The following is a 24,828-nucleotide window of genomic DNA, read 5'->3' as shown; positions in this document are numbered from 1 at the left end:
CAGCCGCGTGGTGGGCGCGTATCGGGTCCACGTCGAAGCGCTCTGTGCTGCATAATCCGAACATGCCGATCGGCGCGGACGCGGACGCGTGATGACCGAGTCAGCTGTCGCCGTCGTCTGCCTTCTCGTGTTGATCTGGGCGGTGCTGTCGCGCATGCTGACCCGCCACGACGTCACCGGGCCGCTGCTGTTCGTCGTCGCCGGTTACCTCCTCGGCAACCCGGACTGGGGACTGTTGACGATCGATGTCGACACGTCGATCGTCCACACTCTCGCCGAACTGACCCTCGGACTCGTGCTGTTCACCGACGCATCCCGTGTCGACGTGGGACGGTTGCGCCGCGCCGTGCGACTGCCGGCCCGCCTGCTGTTGGTGGGCCTGCCGCTGACCATCGGCCTCGGGACCGTGGGTGCAGAGGTGATGTTCAGCGAATTCGGCTGGGGGCTGGCACTGTTCGTCGGTGCGGCGCTGGCCCCGACCGATGCCGCGCTGAGCGTGCAGGTGATCGATGACGAACGTATCCCGCGCAGGCTGCGGTTGTCCCTCAACGTGGAGAGCGGCCTGAATGACGGTATCGCGACTCCCGTTGTGACGCTTGCGATCGCTATCGCGGCGAGCGCTCTGGGCGTCGCCGGAGCCGACGCGATCACGGTGGGCGAGGCGGCGGTCGAACTCGGCCTCGGCATCGGGATCGGTGTCGTCGTCGGTGGACTCGCCGCGTGGGCGATCAATCAGTCGGCGGCTCGCGATCTCTCCTCGCCCAAGACCCGGCAGATCGCCGCGCTGGCCACCGCGGTCGGTGTGTTCGCGCTCGCCATCGGCGTCGAGGGCAACGGCTTCATCGCCGCCTTCGTCGCCGGCATGACCTTCGGCTACGTCCTCGACCGGGAGCGTGTGGAGGACAGACGAACCGGACCGGCGGGCGGTGATGCGGCACGTCGGCACGGTGACGACACGACGGTCCTGGAGGTACTGCCGGAGCTCGGTGGTGAACTGCTCGCCCTGGTCGTGTGGTTCCTGTTCGGTTCGATCCTCATCCCGCTGGCGTTCCACGTCGTCGAGGCGGGTGATCTGGCGCTGATGGCGGGCTACGCGGTCCTCAGCCTGACCGTATTCCGGATGCTGCCGGTCGCGGTGTCGCTGGTGGGCGCCGGACTGCGCGGCCGAGACGTGCTGATACTGGGGTGGTTCGGGCCGCGTGGGCTCGCCTCCGTGGTGTTCGCCCTGCTCGGCGCCGAACAACTGGGCTCCGACCCCAACGCGCAGGCTGCGGTCGCGGCGATCGGCGTCACCGTACTGGCCAGTGTCGTCCTCCACGGCGCGACCGCCGGACCGGTGGCTCGTCGCTATCCCCAGGACGGCCAACCCGCGACGCCAGACGACGGGCATGTCCGCATGCGGCCCAGTGGTGTCCACCGGTGGCGTCGGTGACCGCGCATCGGCGGCTGCCTGCCTCGCCACTCATCTACGAGATCAACACGTGGCCATGGCTGGCCGAACTGACTTCGCGTCTCGGCACGGAGGAGGCCGGCGCGGCGATGACACTCGCCGACGTCGACGACGAGACCTGGGATGGCATCGCCGCCGGCGGGTTCGACGCCGTCTGGCTGATGGGCGTGTGGCGGCGCAGCCCGGCCGGGGCCGACATCGCGCGCGCCGACCGCCCACTGATGGAGTGGTTCACCGAGTCACTGCCCGATCTGCGCGACGACGACGTGGTCGGGTCGCCATATGCGGTGCGCGAGTACATGGTCGACGAGCACCTCGGTGGGCCCGACGGCCTGGCTCAGGCGCGGCGTGCGCTCGCCGACCGCGGGCTGGCGCTCATCCTCGATTTCGTGCCCAACCACGTCGCCACCGACCATGCGTGGGCGAGGACGCATCCGGTGTGGTTCGTCCGGGGTGACCGTGCCGACCTGACGGAGCAGGCGGGGTCGTTCACCGAGATCGCCGGCCACGTCATCGCGCACGGCCGCGACCCGTACTTTCCGGCATGGACCGATGTGCTGCAGCTCAACGCCTTTCATCCGGACCTGCGGGCCGCCCAGATCGACACGCTGCGGTCGATCGCGCAGCAGTGCGACGGGGTGCGCTGCGACATGGCGATGCTGATGATGTCCGACGTCTTCGCCGGCACCTGGGGCGAGCGGGCCGGGCCGGCGCCGGACACGGACTTCTGGCCTGCGGTCATCGACGCCGTCCGGGCCGAGCATCCCGGCTTCACGTTCATCGCCGAGGCGTACTGGGGCACGGAGGCAGCGCTGATCGATCAGGGTTTCGACCTGTGCTACGACAAGTCGCTCTACGACACGCTCCGCGACGACCCGGGCTCGCTGCACCGACATCTGGGCACCGATGAACTGGGCGCCGCTGAACTGGCCACCGACGATGCGCGTCCACCCACGTTGCGGTTCATCGAGAACCACGACGAGCCGCGGGCACCGGTCGCGTTCGACGGACGTGATCGCCAGGCCGCGGTCACCTTCCTCACCCTGCCCGGTGCACGGCTGATCCATCAGGGCCAGATCACCGGGCGTCGTACGCGTCTGCCGGTCCAGCTCGGCCGGATGCCGGCGGAACCGGTCGACTCCGAGCGCGCCCTCTTCTACCGCGCGTTGCTCGACGTCCTGCGCGACGACGCGTTCGGTTCCGGCGCATTTCGGTCGTGTGAGGTCGCCGGACCCGACGCCGTGATCTGCTGGACGCGTACCGGCGATCGTCGATGGACGGTCGTCGTCAACATGTCCGCGACGTCGACGTCTGCCCGTGTCCTTCCGGCCTGGATTACCGGCGACGACGTCTCGTTCCTCGCGCCGGGAGCGCGGGTCGTCGACGTGTTCTCCGGGCAGCGGCTGCAGGCCGATGCCGACGGCGGCGTCGGGCTGTTGCTGTCGCCGTGGGGCTGGTCGGTGCTGCGGTGCGGTACTGGCGGGCTCGACATGTGGTGAGGCCGGCCTTGGCACCCGGTTGTCGGCAGGGTCATCATGTCCGTGGAGAGCGAGTACGACCAGCAGATCGGGGAGTAGGTGGCCACGCCGACGATGACACGGCCGGCGTCGACGGGATCGGCGCCGGTGCGGCCGTGGCGTCGACACCTCATCGGCCCGACCGACGGGTCGGATCTCGCGCGCATCCGCCGATACGGGTCGCGGTTCATCGGGTGTGGGCTGCTCGTGTTCACCGCCGGACTGACGCCGCTCATCGTCGCGCAGGCCGAGGTGACCGCGGCCTGGTGGCCGCCGGTCAGCATGCTGCTCGTCTCGGTGCCGGCCCTGCTCGTCATCGTCGCGAGCTACCGCCCACGCCTGCCCCATCTCACCGCACTCGCGTTCGGCTGCAACCTCGGTGTCGCTGTCGCCGTGGCACTGTGGTTCGTCGCGTGGACCGGTGACCTCGCTCCGGATGGGTCGTCGTGGAGCGTGTGGCTGGTGCAGTTCCCGGGGGTCGCGGGCCTGCTGTTCGGGATGACCGGACACCCGAGACTCGGCGTGGTGCACATCGTCGCGATCACGCTGCTGGCACAGACCGCCAATCTGTTCGGGCTCTACGGCGAGCTCCGGCTCGATCTCTATCTCGGCTCGCTGTTGCAGATGGCTCTGACCGTCGTGTTCCTCGCGGTCGCTGTCGTCACGGTTCGGACGGCACGGTTTCTCGACGGGTCGCGTGCCGCCGCCATCGAGCAGGCGGCGGCGTCGGCCGCGTCGGTTGCCCAGGATGCCGAGCGGTCCCGCTTCGCCGCGCTGATCCACGACAAGGTGATCGCGATCCTGCTCGCCGTCGACGTGGGCCGACCGCAGCGAGGTCTGCGCGCCCAGGCGGCCTCGGCGTTGGACGAACTCGACCGCCGCGACGACGACGAACCGTCCACCACGATCGGCGCCGACGAGTTCGTGCATCGCATCCGGTCGGCTCTGGCGTCGATGGGTGACGACATCGATCGCGAGTTGACGATCGAGCCCGACTCGACCGGACCACATCCGGGCGACGACACCGTCGCCCGTTCTCCCGGCGCCTACCCGACCGACGTCGTCACCGCGATCCTCGATGCCATGTGCGAGGCGATCCGCAACGTCCGGCGCCACGCAGGTGGCGACGCATCGTGCCTGGTGGTCGGAAACCTGCGTGCCGACGAGGTCTCTGTCGCGGTCGTCGACGACGGATGCGGCTTCGACCCCGCCTCGGTTCGACCGGAGCGGTTCGGCGTCGCCGTCGGCATCCGACGACGAATGGAGTCGATCCCCGGTGGTTCGGCGCAGGTGCAGAGCGCCCCCGGGCGCGGCACCACCGTCATCCTCGGTTGGCTGCGTGAATGCCATGACCACGAAGCGGGCCGCCACCACGGTGTATCCGGGACGGAACCGGCCGCAATGCCCCGGCGCCGGTCCGCGATCGCCGAGCACGAGACGTCGGTCGAGCCGATGTCCGACGACGCCGTCGACATCTTCGGCCTGCGTTCTCCGCAGGTGGTGCGCGCATTGCTGGCGCTCGGCGTGACGTATGTGATCGTGACGATCGGGTCCGGTCTGGAGATCCGGTCGGTGTGGAACTGGGTGGGTCTGACCGTCGCGTTCGTGGTGCTGGCCGGCGACCTCGCCCTGCTGACGCGTCGCCGCGGCGACCCGCTGCCGCTCCGCGACGGGTGCGGCGCACTCGCGCTCATGGTGATCGGTACGGGGACTGCGTGGTGGTCGGTACCGGCGGCCACCTTTGAACCGGCCCAATGCCTGCCCGCGGCGATCGGCGGGATCGTGGTGCTCGCGTTGCTGGCCATCCGTGGACGGGTCGGCATCGCCTGGGTCGGTGCGGTCGCGATGAGCTTGTCGGCCGGGATCTGGGGATGGGCCCGCGACATCGGCTTCGTCGACGGAATCGCCTTCACGTCCTGGGTGTACCCGGTGATGTTGTTCGCGTCGCTGTTCGCGGTGATGCTCCGACCCATCGCCGCAGGCATCCGCACCCTGCGCGCCCGAGCGGTGCGGTTCGCCGCCGACGACGCCGCGCTCGCCGCGGCCACCGACGAGCGCGACCGGCAACTGGCGCTGCTCGACCGCGAGGCTCGACCGATGCTGCAGAAGGTCGCCGCGGGCCACGTTTTCCGCGCCGACGAAGTGGCGCTCGCACGACTCATCGAAGCCCAACTGCGCGACGGCATCCGGGCCCCCGCATGGCAGTCCGGACAGGTGAGGGCGGCCGTGTGGCAGGCGCGACGGCGGGGGGTCGCGGTGGTACTGCTCGACGACGGCGGCATGAACGATGCCCGGGGACTACAGGCCCGGCTCGACGACCTGGTCGTCGCCGAACTCGCGAAGATGCGATCCGGTCGCGTCACCGCCCGCGTGATGCCGCCCGGACGGGCCACCCGCGCGACCATCGTCGCCACCGACGACAGCGGTGTCCGACGTCACGACTGTGCCGCCGACGGCACCCTCACCAGCGGCTCCGGCGCGCTCACCTGAGCGGTGCGGTCACCGGAGTTCGGCGTCCAACCACCGCAGGATCTCTGGCGTCGGGTTGCGGGAGTCATCCGAGTACTCGGGGTGCTTGCGCAGGAACGCCGCCACCATCGGGCACACGCCGACGATCACCCGCCCCTCGTCGCGGGTGGCGTCGAGCGCCTGGTGGATGAGGATCGTGCCCAGCCCGCGGCCGCCGAACTCGTCGGCGACCTCGGTGTGGAAGAACACGCGCTGCGGTGTTCCGGCCGCGTCGCGGTCCCGATAGGCGGTGAATCCCGCCGTGACCGGGTCGCCGGTGGCGTCGGCGACCGCGATCTCGAATCGCTGCGCCGGTGGGTTCTGGGAGACCGTGGTGGCGGCTCCGGTCTTGTCGGTGGCCATGTCCGAGAGCCTACGGCCCGGGAGGCGCCATCGTCCGAACCACGGAACCCGAGGTGGTCCGCGATGTTCCGGCCCAGGTGAGCGACCGGTACGATCAGGAAAACCTGGCGGACCGAAGGCATCACTCGACCCGAGAGGAACGACACCTCAGATGACCAACCCGTTCGACGACGAGAACGGACGTTTCTACGTCCTGGTGAACGACGAGAACCAGCATTCGCTGTGGCCGACCTTCGCCGAGATCCCGGCCGGCTGGACCAAGGTGTTCGGCGAGGAAAGCCGCGCGGCCTGCCTCGAGTACGTGGAGCAGAACTGGACCGATCTGCGGCCGAAGAGCCTGATCGACGCCATGGAGGCGGATCGCGCCGAGCGCGCGGCGGAATGACACACCCGGAATGACACACCCGGAATGACACGCCGTGGACGCGCCGTGATCCGCTGCGAATCCGTCGCGCCTGCCTGACAGACCCGCATCGAACTGTCATCATTTCCTCACGGAGAACTTTCCCCGGAGCATCGTGAAGGTTCTCAGTGGTGGAAAGCGGGTCAGCATGGCCAGAGAACCAGGATCCTGGCAGGCCGCACGACTACGTGCGACCCGGGACGAGGTCGCCCGCCGCGCCGAGATCACCCCGACGCTGACCGCGGTGCGGTTCAGCGGGCAGAGCGCCACCTACCGCGACCTGTCCCGCGCCCTCATGCGCTACGGGATGGTGTCCGACCTCAACGGCCTCGGCATCGGTTCCACCATCTGCGCGGCGATCCTGCATTGTCTGCCGCGCATCGGCCGTCTCGGCGAGCCCGCGGCCGTGGCCGTCACGGTCAGTCAGGTGATCGACTGGCTCGCGCGCGACCTCGGCGACGGCGAGACGGGCCTACGCGCCATCGGGTGACCGTCGCCTCCACCACAATCAGCGGGATACGGCGATCAGCGGGACACCTCGATACCTGCCACCGGCCCGTCGGCCGACCACGGGAAATCGATCCACTTGTCGGTGGTCCGCCAGCTGTAGTCGGGTCGGGTGATGGTGTGTGGCTTCTGATAGATCACCGCGTTACGGACCTCGGCGACACGTCCCTGGTTCTCGCAGTAGTCGTTGACCAGTTTCAAGGTCTTGCCGGAGTCGGCGACATCGTCGACGACCAGTACGCGCTGGTCGACGAGACCGCTGCTCTCCAACAACGACGGCAGCAGTACCGGCTCGGCCAAGGTCTCGCCGATACCGGTGTAGAACTCCACGTTGAGTGAGATCAGGATCTTGCATTCGAGCGCGTAGGCCAAAGCTCCGGCCGGGATGAGTCCGCCACGCGCGATCCCGAGGATGATGTCCGGGACGAATCCGTCGTCGGCGACCATCTGGGCGAGCGACCGGCAGGCGTCGCCGTTGAGTGCCCAGGTGAGGATCTCCCGATCCGGCAGTGGGGTGTCGGCCTGTTCGATGTCCATGGGACAACTCTGCCAACTGTTGTCCCGCCGTGCGCGACAAACCCCGGGTGAGTGCTGCCGATCAGCGGGCCGTCGCGGCCTTCCGGTAGCCATGCAGCGCCGGGTACAGGCACACGCCGATGATGAGGACCGTCCAGATCGTCACCTTGATCATGTTCTCCGCGATGGGTCCCCCCGCAGCGAGGGACCGCATCACCTCGATCGTCGGGGTCATCGGCTGGTTCTCGACGATGGGTTGCAGCCAGCCCGGGTACGCGTCGACGGGTGAGAACCCGGAGTTGAAGAACATGAGCACGCTCGACACCAGCGACAGGAGCGGGACGAGCGGAGCGGACGGGCGTGCGCTCACGGCGAGGGCGAGTACCAGGGTCGCGTAGGCGACGCCGTACATCAGCGCGACCCCGAAGATGCCCGCGACCGCGATCACCCCGCCGGTGATGTCGAATCCGATGGTGGTGCCCACCGCGATCAGGAGGGCGGTGACCACCACGATGCGGAGCATCTCGCTCATCAGTCGGGACGTGAGGTCGGCGGCCCGATTGATCGGGAGCACGTAGAGCCGCGACAACAACCCGGTCCCGCGTTCCTGGTTGAGCCGGATACCTGCGGCGACCGATCCGAACATGGCGCTGACCAGGATGACCAGCGGCACGGTCCCGTACGTGCTGTCCTGACCCGTGGCGCTCCCGATCGCATCACCGAGAACCACCTTGAACATCAGCAGCGTCAGGATCGGTACGAGGACCAGCTGGAGGAACGTCGCCTTGTCTCGCACCATCACCGACACCTGTCGCCAGGCGAGGACCACGCTCTGGGTTGCCCAGGCCCGCACCGTGCTCTCCCGCGGGGCGGACGCAGCCGGAGCGGACACGGTCGGGGCTGATCCAGTCGGAGCGGACACGTCCGGGCCTGAGGCCGCCAGGACTGATGTCGCCGGGGAGGTGGTCGGGGTGTCTGCCGCGGTCATCGCACCGCCCTCCGGATGCCGATCGCGGTCAGCACCACACCGACGATCGCCAGACCGATGCACCACCAGATGGTCGGTGTCAGGATCTCGAGGGTGACGGTCCCGTCGCTGAGGGCGCGCATCGATGTCGCGAACTGTGAGATCGGCTGATTGCGGACGAACGGCTGAATCCATTCGGGGAACTGGTCCTCGGGCACGAAGCCGGTCGAGAGCAGGCCGAGTACCAGGATCGGCAGCGACAGTGCCTGACTCGTCGCCTCCGGGCTGTTGGACAGCAGCCCCAACGCGTCGGCCAGCACGGCGATCAGCACCCCGACGGCGAGGACCACGGCGAACAGGCCGATGGTCTCCAGTGCCGAGCCAAGGGGTCGCCATCCCATCACCAGACTGGTGGCGGCCGCGCAGGCCACCGAGATGATCAGGAGCACGGCGTTGGTGCCCAGCCGGGCCAGGGTGGGGATCGCGATCGGCATCGGCATCGTCCGGAACCGCGTGTTGATGCCCTTGGTGGTGTCCACCGATGCACGCATCGCGGCCGACGAGGCGACGAAGCTCACCGACTGCAACGAGATGATCGGCATCAGGAATGCGGCGTAGTCCATCGACGGGTCCGCGTCCATGATCGTCCGCAGCGGGAGATAGAAGCAGATCGCCAGCAGCACCGGCGCCACGAATGCGAACACGATCTCGCCGTTGCGGACCATGGCGCGCAACCCACGGGCGGTGAGCGTCCACCACTGGATGACCCCACTGGTCGCGGGGCGCCCCACCGCCAGGCCTCCGGCGGCCACCCCGCTCGACGTCATGCGGGATCGTCCGCGGTGGCCGGTGAAACAGGTTGCGCGACAGCCGGATTGGTCAGGGAGGGATCGGTCAGGGCGAGGAACACCTCGTCGAGGCTGGGGCGGCGCAGTGCCACGTCGGAGAGCCGGATACCCGCGCCGGTCGTGCGCTGCACGATCTCGACCAGGGTGTCCGCACCGTCCGGAGCCGGCACCGCGAGGCTCGTCCGGTCCGCGGCAACGGCGCCGGTGGTGTCGGCCACCAGGTCGCCGAGACACTCGAGGAGCCGGTCGAGATCGGCCGGATCGGCGGGGGTGACCTCGTAGTGCGATGCGCCGGTGGCGGACTTCAGTTCGTCGGCGGTCCCCGAGGCGATCACCCGTCCGCGATCGATCACGACGATGTGATCGGAGAGGGTGTCGGCCTCTTCGAGATACTGCGTGGTGAGCAGTGTGGTGACGCCCTGGTCGCGCAACGACTCGACGAGCTTCCACACCTCCTGCCGACTACGCGGGTCGAGTCCGGTGGTGGGTTCGTCGAGAAAGACGACCTCGGGCTGCGTCACCAGGCCGCAGGCGATGTCGATCCGGCGACGCATCCCGCCGGAGTATTCGCCGACGCGTCGCCCGGCCGCGGCGGTGAGGTCGAAGGACGTCAACAGTTCGTCGGCGCGCGAGCGGGCAGCAGATTTCGACAGGCCCATCAGTCGACCGAAGAGGATGAGGTTGTCGCGACCGCTGAGCGCTTCGTCGAGGGCGGCGAACTGTCCGGTGAGCATGATCGAGCGACGCACCCCCGGGGCGTCGGATGCCACGTCGTGTCCGGCCACCGTCGCCGAGCCGCCATCCGGTTTGAGCAGCGTGCACAGCATGTTGACGGTCGTCGTCTTGCCCGCCCCGTTGGGGCCCAGCAACGCGAGGATCGAGCCCTTCGCGACGGAGAAGCTCACCGATTCGACCGCCACGTTCTCGCCGAACCGCTTGTGCAGGCCGACCACCTCGATGGCGGCGGGCGGCGAATCGGTCCCGTCGCGATCGGGGACGGGACTCTCGCTCCCGTCCCGATCAAGCGTCGGCTCGGCCGGCACGCCGGTCTCCGGGGGCATATGTGTGGCCGGGGGCGCGGTGGCCTCGGTGCTCCCGACGGCGTCGACGGGATCGACGATGCGCCAGCCCTCGGCGACAGCGGCGGGTTCGGTGAGGGCGGACTCGGTTGTGTCGGGTCCGGTGGTGTCGGGACTTGTGGTGTCGGGCCCGGTCGTGTCGGATCCGGTCGAGTCGGACCCGGACAGATCGGGCACCGGCTTGGAGACCGGGGGCAGCGGCACCGTCGGCGACTCGTCCCCGACGACCTTCGCGTGACGCGCACGTCGATGTCGTGGCTTCGGCGGTGCGGGGTGGTTGTTCGTCATGGTGCGGGCGAGGTCGAGATCGCCCGAGGTGAGCGTGTCCATGTCGACCTCGGTGGCCGCTGGGGCCGTCTCGGCAGTGGTGGACCTGTGGGATGGCTCGGCCATCGATTACTCCTCTCGGCCACCTCGGGTGCCGGAGCACGGCCGGTCGCTGGAGGCGATGCTACCCAAATCCGGCATCGCCCTCCCGACATTGTCGTTCGGAGAGGCTCAAACATTACTTGTCCCGCCGCCGCCTTCGTACGTTTGGACGACCCCACCCGAGAATAAGTAACGAACCGACGCCCAGAACCGAATTCCTTCTGTGAGCTAGGCGTTTGCTCCCTGTTTCCGGTGGTTTCGTCGGCGCTCATCCATTCAACCGAATCATGGCGTAGTCCGATTTGAAAGGTGGATAATGACGCAGACTGTTCCCCGGGAACAGTGTTGTTCCCACGGAACAGACAGCCCGCAGCGATCCTTGCGTCGGTCGAATGTGTTCGTCGCCGGATCGGGCCGGCCGATTGAGTCGTTGGATCAGGCTGGCCGACCGACTGGAAGAGAGAGGCGATGGGGTCAGCAGAACGCACCCATGATGCCACCGAGACCCAACCGACACCCCTCGAACTGACCGCCGCGCAGCGCGGTATGTGGTTCGCGGAGAACCTCTCTGCCGACTATTCCGTTACCGTTGCTCAGTATCTCGACATCCGTGACGACGGGCGCGAACTCGATCGTGAACTCTTCCGCCGGGTGACCGTCGAGAGCGGCCGCGACCGCGAGTCCGCGTTCAGTCGCATCGTCGAGGTCAACGGCGTCCCGATGCAGTTCGTCGACCGGCAGATGGACAACGACGTCGATTTCCTCGATTTTCGTGATCGCCCCGATCCGGTCGCCGCCGCTCACCAATGGATGAACGACGATTATCAGCGACAAATGGATCTGCGTACCGATCGCCTGGTCAATTCCTCGTTGATCCGCGTCGCCGACGATCGATCTTTCTGGTACGTGCGGGCGCATCACATCGCACTCGACGGATATGCCGGCCTGACCTCTGTTCTGGACGTCCTGAACCGCTACAACGCCGCGATCGACGGGGCCGAGTACACGCCGAAGCCGCGTGCGACGCTCGCCGAACTGGTCGCCGACGACATCAAATACCGCGAGGGCTCTCGCCGCCTGACCGATCGGGACCACTGGGTGGAGCGGGTCAGCGACCTGCCGGAACGGGTGACACTCGCACAACAGTCGGCGGCCGCTCCGCTCTCACCGCGCAACCTCGTGGCCGGCGACGAGATGAGCGCAGACGCACAGGCCCGGCTCGACGCGATCGCCGCAGAGCTCAACACCTCCGCCGCGGTGCTGATGACCGCGGGCTTCTCGGCCTATCTCGCCCGTATGGCCGGCACCGACGACGTGGTGCTCAGCCTTCCCGTTACCGGCCGTGCGACCGCCAAGATCAAGAACGCCAGCGGCATGCTCGCCAACATGCTGCCGATCCGGGCACGTGACGTATCGCGGCTGTCGACCCGCGACCTCATCGAACAGAGCCAACTCGAGCTGACCGGCGCCCTGCGCCACCAGCGGTACCGGTTCGAGGACATCCGCATCGACGCCGGCCTGGCCGACGCCAACACAGCCTCGTTCGGTCCGATCGTCAACCTGATGTTCTTCGACAAGCCGATCGAGATGGTCGGTGCCCAGGTCGAATACCAGATCCTGACGTCCGGGATCCTGGAGGACCTGCGCCTCAACGTCTACCAGGCCAGCCCCGGGGCCCGGCTCGTCGTCGACCTACATGGCAATCCGCATCTCTACACCGTCGACGAACTGCGGGGCCACCTCGAGCGCTTCCTGGTCTTCCTCGGGCGGCTCTTCGATCGCCTCGACACCCTGATCGGGGACGTGGATCTGCTGATGCCCGGCGAGCGGCAGGAACTGATCGACCTCGGCCACGGGCCCGCCCTCGGTGAACCCGAGCAGATCACCCACCTGCTGGAACCTTTCGAACGCAACGTCGCCGACCACGGCGACCGGGTCGCCGTCGAGTTCGACGACCGCCAGTGGTCGTACACCGAATTCGACCGTCTCCGGCGAGTACTCGCCGCACACCTCGTCTCGTCGGGTGTGCGCCGCGGCGATCACGTCGTCGTGGCGCTCGACCGCGGCATCGGCCAGGTCGCGGCCATCTACGCGGTTCTGACCGTCGGCGCGGCGTATGTGCCCGTCGACCCCGCTGCGCCCGACGAACGGCGGCAGATGATCGCCAAGACGGTGTCGGCGCCGGTGGTCATCGATGCCTCACGCCTGACCGACATCGGCTTCGACGCCATCGCGCGGGGAGCCGACGCCGCCGGCGAATCGGCGGCGGTCCGCACCGTGGGCGGTGCGCGCGAGGCCGCATACGTGATCTTCACGTCCGGTTCCACGGGCACCCCGAAGGGTGTGCAGGTCGGACACGAGGCCGTCGTGAACCGCCTGGCGTGGATGCAGACCAACTATCCGCTGTCGGTCGACGACCGGGTGCTGTACAAGACCCCCTTCACCTTCGACGTCTCCGTGTGGGAACTGTTGTGGCCGCTGGCACAGGGTGCGCGGATGGTCATCGCGCGGCCGGGTGGACACCGCGACCCCGAGTACCTGCTCGACCTGATCACCCGACGCGACGTCAACGTCGCACACTTCGTGCCCTCGATGCTCGACGTGTACACGGAGGTGTTGCAGAACGACGGGGTATTGCAGAACGACGGGGTGTTGCAGAACGACGGGGTGTTGCAGAACGAGGGACACGAGACGCTGTTCCCGCCGGCGATGCGTCGGGTGTTCACCTCCGGCGAGGCGTTGCCCCGCCTGCTGGCCGACCGCGTCCTCGACGGTTCGACCGCTGAACTGGTGAACCTGTACGGGCCGACGGAGGCGGCGGTCGACGTCACCGAGCACCGGGTCGTCGCCGAGGACGGGCCGGTCCCGATCGGACGTCCGGTCGCCAACACCGACACCTATGTTCTGGACACCCGCCTGCAGCCGGTACCCGCCGGCGTGGCGGGGGAGCTGTACCTCGCCGGCTGCCAATTGGCCGACGGCTATGTCGGGCGTGCCGACCTGACCGCCGATCGGTTCGTCGCCGACCCGTTCAAGGCCCCGGGTGACCGGATGTACCGCACCGGCGACCTGGTCCGGTGGGACAGCCACGGCGAGCTGCAATACCTGGGCCGCACCGACTTCCAGGTCAAGATCCGTGGCCAGCGGATCGAGCCGGGAGAGATCGAGGCGGTCCTCGACGCGATGCCGGGTATCGACGCCACCGCGGTGATTCCGCGTACGGACCTCGGTCCGGGCCCGGTGTTGGTGGCGTATCTGCGGTCCGAGGACGAGTCGGTGAGCGAGGCGGCCGCCCTGTCGTGGTGCCGTCGTCACCTCCCGTCGCACATGGTCCCCTCCGCGGCCGTGTTGCTCGACCAGTTCCCGATCGGGGCGACCGGGAAGCTCGACCGCAAGCGTCTGCCCGCGCCCGACCTCAAACCGGTGGTGGGTTACGAAGCCCCCCGCACACCTGTCGAGATCACACTGGCCGAACTGATCGGCGAGGCATTGGGAGTGGAACGGATCGGTCTGCGGGACAACATCTTCGCGCTCGGCGGGGATTCCCTCATGGCGGCCCGCCTGGTGTCCCGGGCGCGGGTCGAACACAACGTGCGGATCGACCTCACCGACGTGTTCACCTCGGTCGACGTCGGCGAGATCGCCGAGCGCTCCCGATCGACCGGCGCCGACGGACGTCCGACGCTCACGCGGGTCGAGCCGCGGCCGGAGATCATCCCGTTGTCGCACGCCCAGACCCGGCTGTGGTTCGTCAACCGGATGGACCCCGGCGCCGGGACGTACAACATGCCCGGCGCCGTCCGCCTCGGCGATGACGTCGACATCGAGGCCCTGGCGCACGCGATCGGCGACCTCGTGCAACGCCACGAGACCCTGCGCACCAGGTTCGGTTCGCATGGCGGCGAACCCGTCCAGGAGATCCTCGATTCCACCGAGGCGTTGTCCACCATCGACACCGAAGTCGCCGTCGTCGACGGCCGGATCGACGAGGTGATCGCCGCCGAGGCCGCACGCGGATTCGATCTCGCGAACGAGATCCCTTTCCGTGCCCGGATTCTGCAGGACCCGGCAGGTTACGTCGTGGTCGTGGTGCTGCATCACATCGCCGGCGACGGGTTTTCGCTGGTCCCGCTGATCCGTGATCTGTTCGTCGCCTACACCGCCCGTCGGCGGGGGGCCGACAGCCCCCTTCCGCCGCTGGACGTGCAGTACGCCGACTTCGCGATGTGGCAGCACCGACTGCTCGGGGCCCCCGACGAGCCGACGACGATCGCCACCGACGGCGTCGCGTTCTGGCAGGACGAACTCGCCGGACTGCCCGGGTTCCTGCCGCTGCCCACCGACCATCCGCGGCCGCATGTGGCGTCCGGCAGTGGCGGATACGTCGACACCACCTTCGATCCGGATCTCGTCGCCGGGATCCGCGCGCTGGCACGGGACCACAACGTCACCCCGTTCTCCGTGTTGCACACCGCTTTCGCGATCCTGCTGGCGCGCTGGGCAGAGGTCGACGAGGTCGCGATCGGTACCGCCGTCGCCGGACGGGACGAACCCGAGACCGCCGAGCTGGTCGGGATGTTCGTCAACACCGTGGTGCTGCGGACGCCGGTCGGCCCGGGCGACACGACCGCCGAACTGTTGGATCGGGCGCACACCACCCGCACCCGTGCGATGCGTCATGCGACGATCCCGTTCGAGCGGGTGGTGGAGGCCGTGGCCCCGGAGCGATCGGCCGCGCACACGCCGCTGTTCCAGGTGTCGCTGACCATGCACCCCGGACAGGCGCGGGCGCTCGAGGAGTGGACCGAGGCCGCCGAGATGCTCGACGCGCGGGTACCCGCGGCCAAGTTCGATCTCTCCATCACCGTCACCGATCACGTTGGTTCCAGCGGATTCGACGTCGAACTCGCTTATGCTGCCGACCTTTTCGACCAGCGGACCATCGAGCGTCTGGCACAGCAGCTCGAGCTGGTGCTTCGGACGATGATCGCCGCACCCACCCGCCGGGTGGGCACGATCGACCTGGTCGACCCGGCCGAGATCGCCGCACTGACCCGGCATCCGAAGTCCCCGGCCGTTCCCGAGACGCTGCGGGATCTGCTGTTCAACGGCCTGGTCCAGGCCAACCCGTCGGCGGTCGCGATCAGCGGGTCCCACACGGTCACCTGGTCGACGCTCGAGGCCGGCACGAATCAACTTGCCCGCGAACTGATCTCGCGCGACGTCGGTCCGGGCGATGTGGTGGCCATCTGTGTCCCGCGGTCGCATCTGTCGGTGATCGCGATGCTCGGGGTGGCGAAGTCGGGGGCGGCGTTCGTCAGCGTCGATCCGGCCCACCCGGCAGGCCGGTTGGCGGAGATCCTCGCCGACAGCGAGGCATGCCTGGGCCTGACGTCCGTCGAGGTCGCCGGCAGGGTGCCGGACGGGGTCGAGTGGCTGCCGATCGACGACGAGTCGGTGGAGTGGCAGCTGGCCGGTCACAGTGGCGCTCGACTGCGCGCCGACGAACTGGTGCGCGTGCCCGTGATCGACGACCTCGCCTATCTCATCTACACGTCGGGATCCACCGGCAAGCCCAAGGCGGCGGCCCTGAGCCACCGCGGTCTCGCCACGGTCGCGACGAATCAGAAGAAGATCCTGCGCCTCGACCAGCGATCCCGCGTCCTGCATGTCGCGTCGCCGAGCTTCGACGCGTCGATCTTCGAGATCCTGATGGCCCTGGGCAGCGGAGCCGAACTGGTGGTGAGTCCGAGCGGGGTGTACGGGGGCGACGAACTCGCGGCGCTCATCGACCGGCACCAGGTCACCCACGCCGTGATGACGCCGTCCGCCCTGGCGACGTTGGAGCCCGCAGCGGTGCCGACCCTGAGCCGGGTCATCAGCGTCGGCGAGGCCTGCCCGCCGGATCTCATGCGGCGCTGGGCGCGTGCGGGTCGCGCGTTCTTCAATCTGTACGGGCCGACGGAGGTGACCATCTGGGCCACCGCCGCCGGACCGTTGCACGAGGGCGATGAGGTCACCATCGGTCGCGCGGTTCCCGGCGTCGGAGCACTCGTGCTCGACCCGGCCCTGCGACCGGTCCCGACCGGCGTCCCCGGCGAGCTCTACCTGACCGGCATCCAGTTGGCACAGGCGTACCACTCTCGGCCCGATCTGACCGCGACGCGTTTCGTCGCGAGCCCGTTCGGTGCGGGGGAGCGTATGTACCGCACCGGCGATCGCGTGGTGCGCACACCGTCGGGCGCGCTGAGATATGTGGGACGCACCGACTTCCAGCTGAAGATCCGCGGCCTGCGCATCGAACCGGGCGAGGTCGATGCGGCCATCGCCCGTCACCCCCTGGTCAGCGAGGTCGTCAGCCTCGGTGTTCCGGGCCCCGGCGGCGACGACGTACTCGTCGCCTACGCCCGTCTGACCGACGGGGCGTCGGTGGAACCCAAGCGGATTCTCGAGCAGGCCGCGGCTCACCTGCCCGCGTACATGGTGCCGCACTCGCTCGTCGTCGTCCCCGAGTTCCGGCTCACCACCTCCGGAAAGATCGATCGCAAATCCCTTCCACCGGTGGACTTCTCCTCATCCGTGCTCTACCGGGCGCCGAGTTCGCAGATGGAGGCGGTGGTCGCGGGAATCTTCGGCCAGGTGCTCGGCCTGGACCGGATCAGCGCCGATGCGGACTTCTTCGACCTCGGCGGCAGCTCGTTGTCGGCGACCAAGGTGACCTCGCGGCTCTCGGCACTGCTCGATCGGCCGGTGCCGGTCAAGGTGCTGTTCGAGCACCCGACAGTGTCGATGCTCGCGCAGTCGCTGGCCGGCGGTCCGACCGGTCACGGTGCCCCACCTTTGCTCGCCCGCAGCCGCGCCGAACTCGTCCGGGTGTCGGGGATGCAGCGTGGCCTCTGGCTGGTCAATCGCGCCGACCCGGATTCGGCGGCCTACAACGTGGCGATGGCGCTACGCCTCACCGGTGACCTCGACGTTGCCGCACTGCAGATGGCGACCGCCGACCTCGTCCGCCGGCACGAATCGCTGCGCACGACGTACCCGATGATCAATGACGAACCGGTTCAGGTGATCATGCCGGCCGACGTCGTCGAGAGCGAACTGACCGTCGAGGTCCGAGAAGCCGGCGGCTCGCTCGAGAGCGCCATCGGCGAGGTCACCGGGGAGGGGTTCGACATCACCACCCGGCCGCCGGTGCGGGCGGTGCTGCTACGTGCCTCGACCACCGAGCACGTCCTGGTGTTCGTGATCCACCACATCAGCGCCGACGGCGCGTCGATGTCCCCTCTGGCACGCGATCTGATGACCGCATACGCCGCGCGCAGCACCGGCGCCGAACCGGCCTGGAAGCCGCTGCCCGTGCAGTACGCGGACTTCAGCCTCTGGCTCTCCGAACGTCTCGCCGTCACCGATCCCGACGGCACCACCGAGGAGGAACGGCAGTTGGCCTACTGGGACACCCGCCTGGCGGGAGTGCCTGAACGCCTCGACCTGCCGCACGACCACCAGCGGCCGAGATCGCCGAGCTTCCAGGGTGAGTCGGTGGACCTCGAGATCGCGTCCGAGGTCGTCGCAGGACTGGAGATGATCGCGCGCCGGCACCATACGACGACCTTCATGGTCGTCCACGCCGCGTTCGCCGTACTGCTCAACCGGATGTCGGGGAGTACCGACCTGGTGATCGGTACGCCGTTCGCCGGTCGCGGGGAGCAGAGTCTCGACGACGTGGTCGGCATGTTCGTCAACACCCTGGCGCTGCGCACCCGGGTCGACCCCGGCGAGCGATTCGTCGACCTGCTGGCACGGGTGCGCAACGAGGACCTCGCCGACATGTCGCACACCGACGTGGCATTCGACGAGATCGTCGCGCGGACGCTGCCGAAGCCGCCGACCTCCTACAACCCGATCTACCAGGTGATGCTCGCGTTCCAGGACGTCGACTTCCCGAGTCTGCAGTTCGATCGGCTCACCGTCGAGCCGATCCACGAGGAGCTCACCTCCGCGAAGGTCGATCTGCAGCTCACCCTGTTCCCGAACGATCCGGACCGCGACGAGCTGGGCGGAGCGATGCGCGCCCAGTTCCTCTACGCCACCGATCTGTTCGAGCACGCGACGGTCGAGCGGTTGGCCGCCCGATATGTGCAGGTGCTCGAAGCGATCACCGCCGACCCCGAGATCACGGTCGGCGACGTGCGGCTGAGGCTCGACGACGAGGTCCTCGCCGCCGCGGCGGAGGATGCGGGACCGGATGTCGCGCTCTCCACGTTGATCATGCGTGCGGCGGCGGCCGACCCGACGGCACCGGCCGTCATCACTCCGTCGGTGGTCAGCTTCGGCGACCTCGAGGTGATGATGACTGCCATGAGTCCGACTGCCCCCGATGCGGATTCGGCCCTGACCATGGCGGCGATGACGCTCGTCCCGGGGCTGGCCGAGTCCGGCCCCGAGGGATTCGACACTCTTCTCTCCGATCTGCGAAACCGCGCGAACGCCATTGTGGCGCAGGGCGAACAGTCGACGACGGAGGCCACCGAAACGGAAGGTAGCGATCGCAGGTGACCGGGATCGGTGTGGACTCGGCGGACATTTCCACAGCATGGGGGCGGCGTCCGCCGACGCGGGACCTGATCGCGGTCGCAGCCCGGATCGAACCACGGACACCCACGTCGTCCGACGGGGCGATGACGTTCGCCGAACTCGACGAACGGGTCGCCCCGACCGCGGCCGTGTTCGCCGCCCGCGGGATGGACACCGATGCCGCCGTGAGCGCCGTCGTCACCGGCCTGATTCCGAAGGACGGCCTCGCGCCCGGTGAGATCGCCGCGGCCACCCAGGCCGCGATCACCGAGATCCGCGATCGCGCGTGCGCGGTCGCGGGAACCACGGACTGGGGGTCGCTGCCCGGCATCTTCCGTTCCGCCGTGCACCGTTTCGGCGACCGCGTCGCGGTCACCGATGTGGCCGGAACCGCGCTCACCTACCGGGAACTCGACGAGAAGTCGGATGCGCTCGCGGCCGGTCTGATCGCCTCCGGTGTGCGTGCCGGGTCCGTCGTCGGCTTGGCGACGCCACGCACGGCCGAGGTGATGGTGGCGATCCTCGGGATCCTCAAGACCGGTGCGGCATACCTTCCGCTCGACATCTCCCATCCCGCCGAACGCCTGTCCTTCGTCGTCGCCGATGCCGCGCCGACCCTCGTCATCACCGACCCCGACGGCGTCGAGGCGCTCGCGTACCTCGACGTCGGCCGGCAGACCACCACCGAGCTGATCGCACGGGGCGCCGGTTCCGGCGTTGCGTTGCCCACCACCGTGGACCCACGGCTCGCCGCATACATGATCTTCACCTCGGGCTCGACCGGACGGCCCAAAGGTGTTGTGGTGGAGCATCGCAGCGTTCTGGCCCTGATGTCGGCGGCGCAGGTGCACTACCACTTCACCGAGAACGACGTCTGGACGATGTTCCACTCGTACGCCTTCGACGTCTCGGTGTTCGAGATGTGGGGACCCCTGCTGTTCGGCGGGCGACTCGTGGTGGTCGACTTCCTCACCACCCGCAGCCCGGACGAGTTCGCGGAGCTGCTGATCGCGGAGGGCGCGACCGTGGTGTCGCAGACCCCGTCGGCCTACTATCAGCTCGCCGCAGCGGTCCGCCCCACGTCGCGCACCCGCCTGTCGGGCACCGTCCGCTACATGGTGTTCGCCGGCGAGGCACTGGATTTCGAGCAGGTGCGGCGATGGTATGCCGACCGCGTCGAGGCCGAGGGATCGGTGGGCCCCGTCCTGGTGAACATGTACGGCATCACCGAGACCACCGTGCACTCCACCTTCCGCGCTCTCGACCCGGACTTCGTGGTGTCGGCCAAGGGATCCGACATCGGGGACGGGCTGCCGAACCTCACCATGGCGGTGCTCGACGACCGTCTGCGTCCCGCCCCGGACGGCGTGCCCGGAGAGATCTACGTCAGCGGCACCCAGGTCACCCGCGGGTACCTGGACCGGCCCGGCCTCACCTCGGGCCGATTCGTCGCCAACCCGTTCGGTGGCCCGGGTGACCGGATGTACCGCAGCGGTGACATGGCCATCCGCCGCGGCGACACCATCGAGTATCTGGGTCGATCCGACGCCCAGGTCCAATTGCGTGGTTTCCGTATCGAACTCGGCGAAGTGGAATCGGCACTCCTGGCCGCCCCGGGCGTGGATGCGGCGGCGGTGGCGGTCAAACGGCGTGACGGCGGCGATGAACTGCTCGTCGGCTATGTGGTGCTCACCGGGACCTCCGCGGTCACACCGGCGGAACTGAGAAGCGCCGCCGGCACCGCCGTCCCCAGCTACATGGTGCCCGACGTGGTGATGGTCCTCGACCAGTTGCCGCTCACCGTCAACGGCAAGCTCGACCGGCGGGCACTGCCCGAACCCAAGATCAGCGTCGACACCGAATTCGTCGCCGCGGCAGGCGACACCGAGGAGGCGCTCGTCGAGATCGTCGCCGACGTGCTGGGCCTCGAGGAGGTCAGCGTCGCCGACTCGGTGTTCGACCTCGGCGGGAACTCGCTCGCCGCGGCGCGCATCGTCGGACGTGCCGGCGAGGTGCTGAAAGTCGATCTCTCCGTCCGTGACGTGTTCGACGCACCGACGGTCCGCGGCCTCGCCGCCATCATCGAGGGCCGCGGGGCGGGCCTCGCGCCGGTGCTCGCGGTTCCGCGCCGACCAGACCGGGTGCCGTTGTCCTTCGCGCAGGCCCGGATGTGGTTCATCAACCAGTTCGATCCGTCGCTGCCGACCTACAACGTGCCGATGTTGCTGCAGCTGACCGGGAACGTCGATGCGGCGGCGCTGCGCGAGGCGCTGCTCGACGTCGTCGCGCGGCACGAGGTGCTGCGCACGCTCTTCCCCGCGGTGGACGGCGTGCCGGTACAGGACGTGCGTCCGGTCGCCGAGATCGACGGCGCCATCGACTGGGGGATCGCCGACTCGGCCGCCGACATCGAGACGGCGCTGGGAACCGGATTCGACGTGACAACCGACTGGCCGGTACGCGCCCGGCTGCTGCGCGGCGACTCGGGCGATTGGCTGTTCGCCCTCGTCGTGCACCACATCGCCGCCGACGGCGAGTCGCTGGTACCGCTGGTCGACGACTTCGCGGCCGCCTATGAGGCCCGGGTCGCCGGCGACGCGCCGACCTACGAGCCGCTGGCAGTCCAGTTCGCCGACTTCGCCATCTGGCAGCACGAGGTGCTCGGCGCCGTCGACGATCCGGATTCGGTGGTCGGCGGCCAACTCGCCTACTGGGCTCGTCAGCTCGCCGGATTGCCCGACGTCCTCGAACTGCCCGCCGACCGGCCCCGGCCGGTGGTCGCGTCCTACCGCGGTGACCGGGTCACCTTCGAGGTACCCTCGGCCACCGCCGATCACGTCGGCGAACTGGCCCGCGCGGTCGGTGCGACACCCTTCATGGTGATCCACGCCGCGCTCGCGGTGCTGCTCGCCAGGCTGTCGGCCACCGACGACATCGCGGTCGGCACCCCCATCGCCGGACGCGGTCAGGGCGTGCTCGACCCGCTGATCGGCATGTTCGTCAACACCCTCGTGCTGCGAACGCGAACCGACGAGGCGATGACCTTCGCAGAGCTGCTCGACCAGGTGCGCAGCACCGATCTGGAGGCCTTCGCGAACGCCGACGTACCGTTCGAGACGGTCGTCGAACGTCTCGACCCGGTGCGGTCGGAGGCATTCGCGCCGCTGGCGCAGGTGATGCTGACGTTCAATCAATCGTCGATGGCGGAACTGGCCGCCGGCATGGAATCCGTGTCGGTCGCCGGAATGGCCATCGCACCGACCGAGGTGAGCCGCCCCCCGGCCAAGGTCGACCTGCTGATGAGCCTCGCGACCGCGGCCGAACACCACCCGTGGTCGGGTGAGATCGTGTACGCCACGGATCTGTTCGACGCCGCAACGATCGAGCGATTCGTCGGTAGATTCGTCGGTCTGCTGGATCTTCTCGTGACGCAACCGGATTCGGTCGTGTCCGATGCCGCCCTGCTCACCGTCGCCGAGCACCGGGAACTCACCGACTGGTCCGTGGGCGAGGTCGTGGACATCCCGGACACCTCGGTGGCCCAGGCGGTGGCCGACCAGGTCTCGGCCACTCCCGACGCTCCCGCCCTCCTGGTCGACGAGCGGACCGTCAGCTACGCCGAGTTCGGTGCGCGGGTGGCGATCCTGGCCCGCGAGCTGATCGGGGCGGGCATCGGTCCCGAGGTGGCCGTCGGTGTCTCGCTCGAGCGTTCGGTGGAGCTCGTCGTCGCCATCCACGCGGTCGTCGCGGCCGGCGGGCAGTACGTGCCGATCGACACCGCCGCACCCGCCGACCGGGTGCGGTACATGCTCGACACGGCCGGCGTCGGTACGATCCTCGTCGGCGACGACGCCCGGCCCGGGTGGCTCGACGACGTGTCCGCCACGGTGACGGTGCGGACCGTCTCGGCGTCGACGGACGTCCCGACCGACGTGGAGCCCGTCACCGACGCAGAGCGGTTGCGCCCCCTGCGCGGTGACGACGCGATCTACACGCTGTTCACCTCGGGCTCCACCGGCCGCCCGAAGGGTGTGACCGTATCGCACCGCTCGGTACTCAACCGGCTCCGTTGGGGGCTGCACGAGTATCCGTGGACCGCGGGGGACCGGGTCATTCTCAAGACGCCGATCACCTTCGACGTGTCGGTCCCGGAGTTGTTCGCCACCATGGCATCCGGGGCCACCATGGTCGTGGCACGGCCGGGCGGCCACGCCGACCCCCTCTACATCGCCGACCTGATCGCGCAGACCGGCGCCACCTCCGTGCACTTCGTGCCGTCCATGCTGTCGGTGTTCCTCGACGTGGTCCCACACCACCGGATTCGCACGCTCACCACCTTGCGATGGATGTTTGCCTCGGGGGAGGCGCTGCCGCCGACCGTGGTCGCCGCCGCGCACGAGATGCTCCCGCACGTACAGATCGTCAACCTCTTCGGACCCACCGAGGCGGCCGTCGAGGTCGCCTACGTCGACGTCACCCACGCTGCGGACATGGTCCCGATCGGTGTGCCGGTGTGGAATACGGGGACGTATGTGTTGGATGGGCGGTTGCGGCTGGTGCCGCCGGGGGTTCCGGGTGAGCTGTACCTCGGTGGGGTGCAGGTGGCGCGGGGGTATGCGACGCGGTCGGGGTTGACTGCGGAGCGGTTTGTGGCGGATCCGTTTGGTGTGGCGGGGTCGCGGTTGTATCGGACGGGGGATTTGGTGCGGTGGGGTGTCGGGGGTGAGATCGAGTATTTGGGGCGTACGGATTTTCAGGTGAAGTTGCGGGGGCAGCGGATCGAGTTGGGTGAGATCGAGACGGTGGTGGCGTCGGTGCCGGGTGTGGTGCATGCGGCGTGTGCGGTGGTGGTGGCGCCGACGGGGGCGCAGCATTTGGTGGCGTATGTGTCGCCGGGGTCGGTGGATGTGTCGGTGGCGCGGGGTGTGGTGGCTGCGGCGTTGCCGGAGTACATGCGTCCGTCGGTGTGGGTGGCGTTGGATGACATCGCGTTGAACAGTTCGGGCAAGTTGGATCGTAAGGCGTTGCCGGAGCCGGTGTTCGAGGCCGAAGAGTACGTCGCTCCGGCGAACTCGACGGAGGAGACGCTGGCCGGGGTCGTTGCCGGGGTCCTCGGCGTCGACCGGGTGAGCGTGGTCGAATCGTTCTTCGCGCTCGGCGGCGACTCGATCCTGTCCATCCAGCTGGCGTCGGCGGCGCGGGCCGCCGGGATCACACTGTCTCCACGAGAGGTGTTCGAGCACAAGACCGTCCGGGCGATCGCACGGTCGATTCTCGACTCGGACAGCCGCCTGCCGCTGCTCGACGAGGCGCCCGGTGGCGGTTCCGGTGACCTCCCACTACCGCCGGTCGTCTCGTGGATGCTCGAATTGTCCACCTCTGCAGACGATTTCGCCGACTTCTCGCAGGCCCTGGTACTGGTGGCGCCCGACGACCTCGACGCCGACCGGCTCCGTGAGGTGCTGGACGTGGTGATCGGCGCGCACCCGATGCTCTCGGCCCGACTCGAGGCGTCGCCGACCGGGTGGACGCTCACCGCGGGTACCCCGAGCGCGGCCCGGGTGGCCATCGTCGACGCGCGGGTGCGGACCGGATCTGCCGAGTTCGCGGACCTCATCACACGTGCACACGCCGATGCCGTGGGCCGCCTCGATCCGTCCACCGGCGCGCTGGTGTCGGCGGTGCTGGTATCCGGTGCCGACGGAGCGCGCGTGGTGCTTGCCA

At 68.8% G+C, this 24,828-nt stretch carries 12 protein-coding genes (1 of these 12 only partly in view); 7 read left to right on the top strand and 5 right to left on the bottom strand.

Annotated features, from left to right (window positions below):
• Nucleotides 1-91 precede the first annotated feature (91 nt).
• From VZC37_RS12090 to VZC37_RS12080, 3 genes are all read left to right on the top strand, one after another.
• Nucleotides 92-1,432, top strand: coding sequence for a cation:proton antiporter (locus VZC37_RS12090; protein ID WP_330432743.1), 1,341 nt, complete (start codon nucleotides 92-94; stop codon nucleotides 1,430-1,432).
• On the top strand, nucleotides 1,420-2,949 hold the full coding sequence (locus VZC37_RS12085) for an alpha-amylase family protein (protein ID WP_330432742.1): 1,530 nt from the start codon (nucleotides 1,420-1,422) through the stop codon (nucleotides 2,947-2,949). Before VZC37_RS12090 ends, VZC37_RS12085 begins: the two co-directional genes overlap by 13 nt.
• A 78-nt stretch (nucleotides 2,950-3,027) precedes the next feature.
• Nucleotides 3,028-5,457, top strand: coding sequence for an ATP-binding protein (locus VZC37_RS12080; RefSeq protein ID WP_330432741.1), 2,430 nt, complete (start codon nucleotides 3,028-3,030; stop codon nucleotides 5,455-5,457).
• 9 nt (nucleotides 5,458-5,466) lie between these two features.
• Here VZC37_RS12080 and VZC37_RS12075 read toward each other — a convergent pair whose 3' ends face one another.
• Nucleotides 5,467-5,838, bottom strand: a complete 372-nt coding sequence (locus tag VZC37_RS12075) for a GNAT family N-acetyltransferase (RefSeq protein ID WP_330432740.1) — start codon at nucleotides 5,836-5,838, stop codon at nucleotides 5,467-5,469.
• 151 nt (nucleotides 5,839-5,989) lie between these two features.
• On the opposite strand from VZC37_RS12075, the gene VZC37_RS12070 reads away from it, so the two are divergent.
• Both VZC37_RS12070 and VZC37_RS12065 read left to right on the top strand, forming a co-directional pair.
• Nucleotides 5,990-6,223 carry an MbtH family protein gene (locus VZC37_RS12070; RefSeq protein WP_330432739.1) on the top strand — a complete coding sequence of 78 codons (234 nt, stop codon included), beginning with the start codon at nucleotides 5,990-5,992 and terminating at the stop codon, nucleotides 6,221-6,223.
• 166 nt (nucleotides 6,224-6,389) lie between these two features.
• Entirely contained in the window at nucleotides 6,390-6,731 is a 342-nt protein-coding gene (locus tag VZC37_RS12065) for a hypothetical protein (RefSeq protein WP_330432738.1), read from the top strand.
• A gap of 35 nt (nucleotides 6,732-6,766) precedes the next feature.
• On the opposite strand, the gene VZC37_RS12060 is transcribed toward VZC37_RS12065, so the two are convergent.
• The 4 genes from VZC37_RS12060 to VZC37_RS12045 form a co-directional block, all read right to left on the bottom strand.
• Nucleotides 6,767-7,285 carry a phosphoribosyltransferase gene (locus VZC37_RS12060; RefSeq protein WP_330432737.1) on the bottom strand — a complete coding sequence of 173 codons (519 nt, stop codon included), beginning with the start codon at nucleotides 7,283-7,285 and terminating at the stop codon, nucleotides 6,767-6,769.
• A gap of 61 nt (nucleotides 7,286-7,346) precedes the next feature.
• The gene (locus VZC37_RS12055) at nucleotides 7,347-8,252 is read right to left on the bottom strand and encodes an ABC transporter permease (protein WP_431309390.1); all 906 of its coding nucleotides are present in this window, start codon (nucleotides 8,250-8,252) and stop codon (nucleotides 7,347-7,349) included.
• Nucleotides 8,249-9,058, bottom strand: a complete 810-nt coding sequence (locus tag VZC37_RS12050; RefSeq protein ID WP_330432735.1) for an ABC transporter permease — start codon at nucleotides 9,056-9,058, stop codon at nucleotides 8,249-8,251. Before VZC37_RS12050 ends, VZC37_RS12055 begins: the two co-directional genes overlap by 4 nt.
• Nucleotides 9,055-10,551: an ATP-binding cassette domain-containing protein gene (locus VZC37_RS12045; RefSeq protein WP_330432734.1), complete on the bottom strand. Its 1,497-nt coding sequence runs from the start codon at nucleotides 10,549-10,551 to the stop codon at nucleotides 9,055-9,057. The genes VZC37_RS12050 and VZC37_RS12045 overlap by 4 nt, the downstream gene beginning before the upstream one ends.
• 444 nt (nucleotides 10,552-10,995) lie before the next feature.
• Between VZC37_RS12045 and VZC37_RS12040 the strand changes: the two genes are divergently transcribed.
• Entirely contained in the window at nucleotides 10,996-19,086 is an 8,091-nt protein-coding gene (locus VZC37_RS12040; RefSeq protein ID WP_330432733.1) for an amino acid adenylation domain-containing protein, read from the top strand.
• Nucleotides 19,083-24,828: the 5' end (the start) of a non-ribosomal peptide synthase/polyketide synthase gene (locus VZC37_RS12035; protein ID WP_330432732.1), read on the top strand. The gene runs 19,253 nt beyond the window's last position; the window shows 5,746 of its 24,999 coding nt (coding positions 1-5,746); it begins with the start codon at nucleotides 19,083-19,085; its stop codon lies off the right edge, out of view. The genes VZC37_RS12040 and VZC37_RS12035 overlap by 4 nt, the downstream gene beginning before the upstream one ends.

This window comes from Gordonia sesuvii (assembly GCF_036350415.1).
Classification (GTDB): domain Bacteria; phylum Actinomycetota; class Actinomycetes; order Mycobacteriales; family Mycobacteriaceae; genus Gordonia; species Gordonia sesuvii.
This window is presented reverse-complemented; position numbering and strand designations above follow the sequence as displayed.